Source organism: Arthrobacter sp. Alg241-R88 (genome assembly GCF_900537115.1).
In the GTDB taxonomy this organism is placed as follows: domain Bacteria; phylum Actinomycetota; class Actinomycetes; order Actinomycetales; family Micrococcaceae; genus Arthrobacter.
On record NZ_UNRG01000019.1, the window covers coordinates 1 to 5000 of the forward strand.

At 64.6% G+C, this 5000-nt stretch carries 2 protein-coding genes and 2 rRNA genes; all 4 read left to right on the top strand.

All coding sequences use genetic code 11. The features are described 5' to 3' along the window. Positions 1-331 (top strand): 23S ribosomal RNA (locus G6R19_RS20140); the annotation flags it as partial. A gap of 201 nt (positions 332-532) precedes the next feature. Next, positions 533-649 (top strand): 5S ribosomal RNA (gene rrf / locus G6R19_RS20145). A 113-nt stretch (positions 650-762) separates the two neighbouring features. Further along, a complete protein-coding gene (locus G6R19_RS20150; RefSeq protein WP_163168120.1) occupies positions 763-1770 on the top strand; it encodes a LacI family DNA-binding transcriptional regulator in 1008 nt (335 codons plus the stop codon). Positions 1771-1894: 124 nt separating this feature from the next. Continuing rightward, positions 1895-4939: a glycoside hydrolase family 2 TIM barrel-domain containing protein gene (locus tag G6R19_RS20155; RefSeq protein WP_163168121.1), complete on the top strand. Its 3045-nt coding sequence runs from the start codon at positions 1895-1897 to the stop codon at positions 4937-4939. Positions 4940-5000 lie beyond the last annotated feature (61 nt).

Below are 5000 nucleotides of genomic sequence, written 5' to 3' on the forward strand. Positions count from 1 at the left end.
AGCTGGGTTTAGAACGTCGTGAGACAGTTCGGTCCCTATCCGCTGCGCGCGCAGGAAATTTGAGAAGGGCTGTCCTTAGTACGAGAGGACCGGGACGGACGAACCTCTGGTGTGTCAGTTGTACTGCCAAGTGCACCGCTGATTAGCTACGTTCGGATGGGATAACCGCTGAAAGCATCTAAGCGGGAAGCTCGCTTCAAGATGAGATTTCCATACACCTTGTGTGTGAGAGGCCCCCAGCCAGACCACTGGGTTGATAGGCCGGATGTGGAAGCGAGGACTAACGACTCGTGAAGCTGACCGGTACTAATAGGCCGATAACTTACACCACACACCACTGCGTGAACGGCATTCAAAAGACGTTCACACCAAGCACTGGTAAAAAGATAAATAAGACTGCTTGCGTCCACTATGTGGTTCCCAAACAACAAACCAAACCGGTACGTTGCAGGGAACAAACAACTGAATAACAACACCACAATGTTGTAACCACAGTTTTCCCACCCCCGCACCGGGGGACGGGTAGAAGGGTTACGGCGGTCATAGCGTGGGGGAAACGCCCGGTCCCATTCCGAACCCGGAAGCTAAGACCCACAGCGCCGATGGTACTGCACCCGGGAGGGTGTGGGAGAGTAGGTCACCGCCGGACAACCATTAGGTCGAGGCCCCAACCACCAGGTTGGGGCCTCCCACATTTAACAAACACAACACCACAACGGCAGCCCGGCAGTCGGAAGCCCTGGCCCGCCTAGACTTACCGTCATGACCCCTAGCGCCCGTGAACCCCGCATCCGCAGGGCAACAATTTTGGATGTGGCGGCCGCCGCGGGCGTCTCGCGTCAGACGGTGACGCGGGCCATGAACGACATGCCTGGAATCAGTCCCACAACCCGGGAACGGGTTCAACAGCTCGCAGCAGAGTTGGGCTACACCCCCAGCCGGTTTGCGAAGGGCCTGGTGCAGGGCGCGCGGGTCTCTCTGGGGCTTGCCATCCCGGACCTTACCAACCCCTACTTTCCGGCTTTTGCGTCCACTGTGGTGGAAGTGGCCACACAGCGCGGCTGGAACGTGGTTGTTGATGACTTTGGCCACGGCAGCGGGAGCGGCTTGGATGCCGTCAACCGCCTCGCACCCCAGGTCGACGCGCTCGTCGGCTATCTTGGTGCCTGCTCGAGTGATGCCCAGGCGATGATGGGCCGGCGCCCGGTCGTGGTTCTCGACGACCCGTCGGGCCACGCGGCCGGCGGCATCTCCTTTGACTACGCCTACGCGGCGCGGACTGCCCTGGAGCGCCTCCAAGCGGCGCACTGCCGGGAGATTGCCTACCTTGATTCGAACCAGGAGGGTCCCGCCACCACCCGCGGGCTGGCCGTCGCCGCTGCAGCAAAGGAAGCGGGCATTGAGCTCACGGTACGGCAGGCCGCTGATTCCGCCCCCGCTGCCCGGCAAGCCGTCCGCGCCATGATTGAGGATCGCGGCGGAATTGACGGGCTTCTGGTCTTCAACGACCTCATGGCGGCAGGGGCGCTAAAAGCACTGCAGGACGCCGGCAAGACCGTGCCGGGGGACTGTGCCGTGATCGGGATGGACGGGATCCCTTTGGGGGAGCTCTTGACGCCCGAGCTGACCACTCTCGCCCTCGACCTGCGGGCGGTTGGACGCGCCGCCGTCGACCTCGTGGATAACCTGCTGGCCGGTGCCCTGGAGGCCGGGAGCGAGGACGCCATGCTGGTTCTCAGGCACGAGTTGGTTCTTCGCCAGTCAGCCTGACCCTACTCAAACGGGGCAAAGTCGACTAGGCTCGGCGTGCGGCACGTGAACGTTCACGTAGTATCCTCTCCCAGGGGGAACGCCGTCCGCCTGCCACCCTTCCGACAGACCAGCAAGGAAGCATATGTCACTTCAATCGCCCTCCGCCCCCGCCGGCAGCTCAGATATGACGGCAGGTTCGCCCGCCGTCAGCCTCGAAATTGGTGCGGAGGGCGTGCGGCAGCTGTCCTCCCTGGAGCCCGGCGCCGGCAGCCTGCCGGCGCGGGCCTTCCTGAACACTGATGCACCAAAGCTGTCACTCAATGGGGAATGGCAGTTCAGGCTCAGCCCCGGAATCCGGCTGGCACCGGAGGACGGCTGGCAGCTGGGGAAGGACCTGAACGGCTTCGAGGGCCTGCCCGTTCCGTCCAGCTGGCCGATGCACGGGCATGGCGCCCCTGCCTACACCAACGTCCAGTTCCCGTTTGCCGTGGAGCCGCCGCACGTTCCCGAGGCAAATCCCATCGGGGACCACGTGGTGGTCTTTGAGGCCGGGCCCGAATTTCTTCCGCATGCCCTGTTGCGGTTCGACGGCATCGAATCCGCCGGAACAGTGTGGCTGAACGGAGTGGAACTCGGAACGACGCGCGGCAGCAGGCTTGCCCACGAATTCGACGTTTCCGGAGTCCTGGAGCAGGGAACGAACACGCTGGCCGTGCGCGTCGCCCAGTTCTCGGCCGCCAGTTACGTGGAGGACCAGGACATGTGGTGGCTCCCGGGTATCTTCCGCGACGTTACCCTGCAGGCGCGGCCGGCCGGCGGCATCGATGATGTCTTTGTGCACGCGGACTACGACCACCGCACCGGCGAAGGCGTCCTCCGGGTGGAGGCAAGCCGGGGCGGACAGGCGATTGACGCCGTCGTCCGCGTTCCGGAACTGAACCTGGAACTGCCCGCAGGCACCGAGGTGCGGCTCCCCGCCGTCGAACCGTGGTCCGCTGAGGTGCCCAGGCTCTACGAGGCAACGGTTAGCACTCCTGCAGAGGCCGTGGCACTCCAGGTTGGCTTCCGCAGCATCGCCATTGAAGACGCCCAGTTCAAGGTCAACGGGCGGCGGATCCTGCTGCGCGGCGTCAACCGCCATGAGCACCATCCGCGCCTTGGCCGGGTAGTTCCCAGGGATGTGGTGGAGGCTGAGTTGCGGCTCATGAAGCAGCACAACATCAACGCCATCCGGACGTCCCATTACCCGCCCCACCCGGAGTTCCTGGCGCTTGCAGACCAGCTTGGCTTCTACGTTGTGCTTGAGTGCGACCTGGAAACCCACGGCTTCGAAAGCGCCGGCTGGGCCCAAAACCCCAGCGATGACCCGCAGTGGGAAGCCGCGCTGGCAGACCGTATGCGCCGCACGGTCGAGCGGGACAAGAACCACCCGGCGGTGATCATGTGGTCGCTCGGCAACGAGGCGGGCACCGGCAGGAACCTCGCCGCCATGTCGCGCTGGACGAAGGACCGGGATCCGTCCCGCCCGATCCATTACGAGGGAGACTGGTCTTCCGCGCATGTGGACGTCTACTCAAGGATGTACGCCAGCCAGGCGGAAACGGCACTGATCGGACAGGGCATGGAGCCGGCCCTGGAAAACCCCGCATTGGATGCCCGACGCCGGGCCATGCCTTTTGTGCTGTGCGAATACGTACACGCCATGGGCAACGGCCCCGGCGGCATGAGTGAGTACCAGGAGCTTTTCGAACGGTACCCGCGGCTGATGGGCGGCTTTGTCTGGGAATGGCTGGAGCACGGCATCACCGTCGCCAGTCCCGGCGGCGGCGAGCACTACGCGTACGGCGGGGACTTCGGGGAGCAAGTGCACGACGGCAACTTTGTCACCGATGGGCTGGTGGACGCGGACCGGAATCCCAGGCCGGGACTGCTGGACTTCAAGAAAGTCATCGAACCGCTGCGTATCAGCGTGGCCGCTGACTGGTCGGGCTTCACTGTCCGCAATGGGCAGGATTTCACTGGCACCGGCGCCTACAGCTTCCGGTATATGGTCGAGTCCGACGGCGGGCCGATCGACGCCGGCACTGTGGACGTTGCGCCCGTGGCGCCTCAGGCAGAGGCAGCTGTGAAGCTGCCCGTCAGTCTTGCTGCCCTCGCAGATTCACTGCCCGACGGCGAGCCAGCGGTACTCACCGTCAGCGCGGTCCTTGCCGCTGATTCAGCGTGGGCACCGGCAGGGCACGAAGTTGCGTGGGGACAGGCGGCTCGGGGGCTTGGCGCTGCGGTTCTGCCAGTACCGGTTGAACCCGTACTCGTCCAGGAAACCGAGCTCAGCCTGGGACCGGCGGTTTTCAGCCGCGCCACGGGTATGCCCACCTCCATCGGCGGGGTCCCCGTCGAGAAGATGAGCCTGGCATTGTGGTGGCCCCCTACGGACAACGACCTGGGCCGGGAGTGGGGTGGCGACGACGAGCGACCTCTCGCCACCCAGTGGAAGGATGCCGGGCTGAACCGCCTCCATACCCGGTTGCTGGGCATCAACACCGAAACTGATGCCGAGGGCGGTGAGCAGCTGACCGTGCGGACGCGCATGGGTGCCGCCGACAAGCAGTTCGGGGTGCTCGTGGACTACACATGGACCAGCGACGGCGAGGCCCTGGCTCTCCGGACACAGGTCCGGCCACAGGGGACGTGGGTGAACGCCGGCTTCGATGTGGAGTGGGCGCGGATCGGCTTGGAGCTGGTGCTGGCGGCCGAGACCACCACGGTGAGCTGGTTCGGGCAGGGCCCGCACCAGAGCTACCCGGATACGGGACAGGGTGCCCGCGCCGGATGGTTCTCGCTCCCGCTCGCACACATGGATGTCGACTATGTCCGGCCCCAGGAATCGGGCGCCCGTTCCGGAGTCCGGTCTGCAGCCCTGGAGGTCGGCGGGAACACACTGGAGGTATCGGGTAATCCGTTCGCGCTCACGGTGCGGCCGTACAGCTTGCCGGTACTCGATGCAGCCACGCACCGTCCCGAGCTGGTGGGGGATGGGCGCACTTACGTGTACCTGGACCACGTGATGCGAGGGGTAGGAACTGCTGCCTGCGGCCCCGGTGTTCTCGAGCCCTATCGGTTGAAGCCCCGGGAAGCTGATTTCAAGGTGGTTTTTCGCGTGAACGGCGGAGCGCTGGACATGTGAGCCACTCCATAGAAACGGTTGCTGGCGGATAGTGTCGATGTGGTGTGGTGGAAGCCGCCCA

Bases quoted from the DNA above. Each gene is read 5' to 3' on its own strand.
- G6R19_RS20150 (WP_163168120.1), top strand. From the start codon at position 763: ATGACCCCTAGCGCCCGTGAACCCCGCATCCGCAGGGCAACAATTTTG.
- G6R19_RS20155 (WP_163168121.1), top strand. From the start codon at position 1,895: ATGTCACTTCAATCGCCCTCCGCCCCCGCCGGCAGCTCAGATATGACG.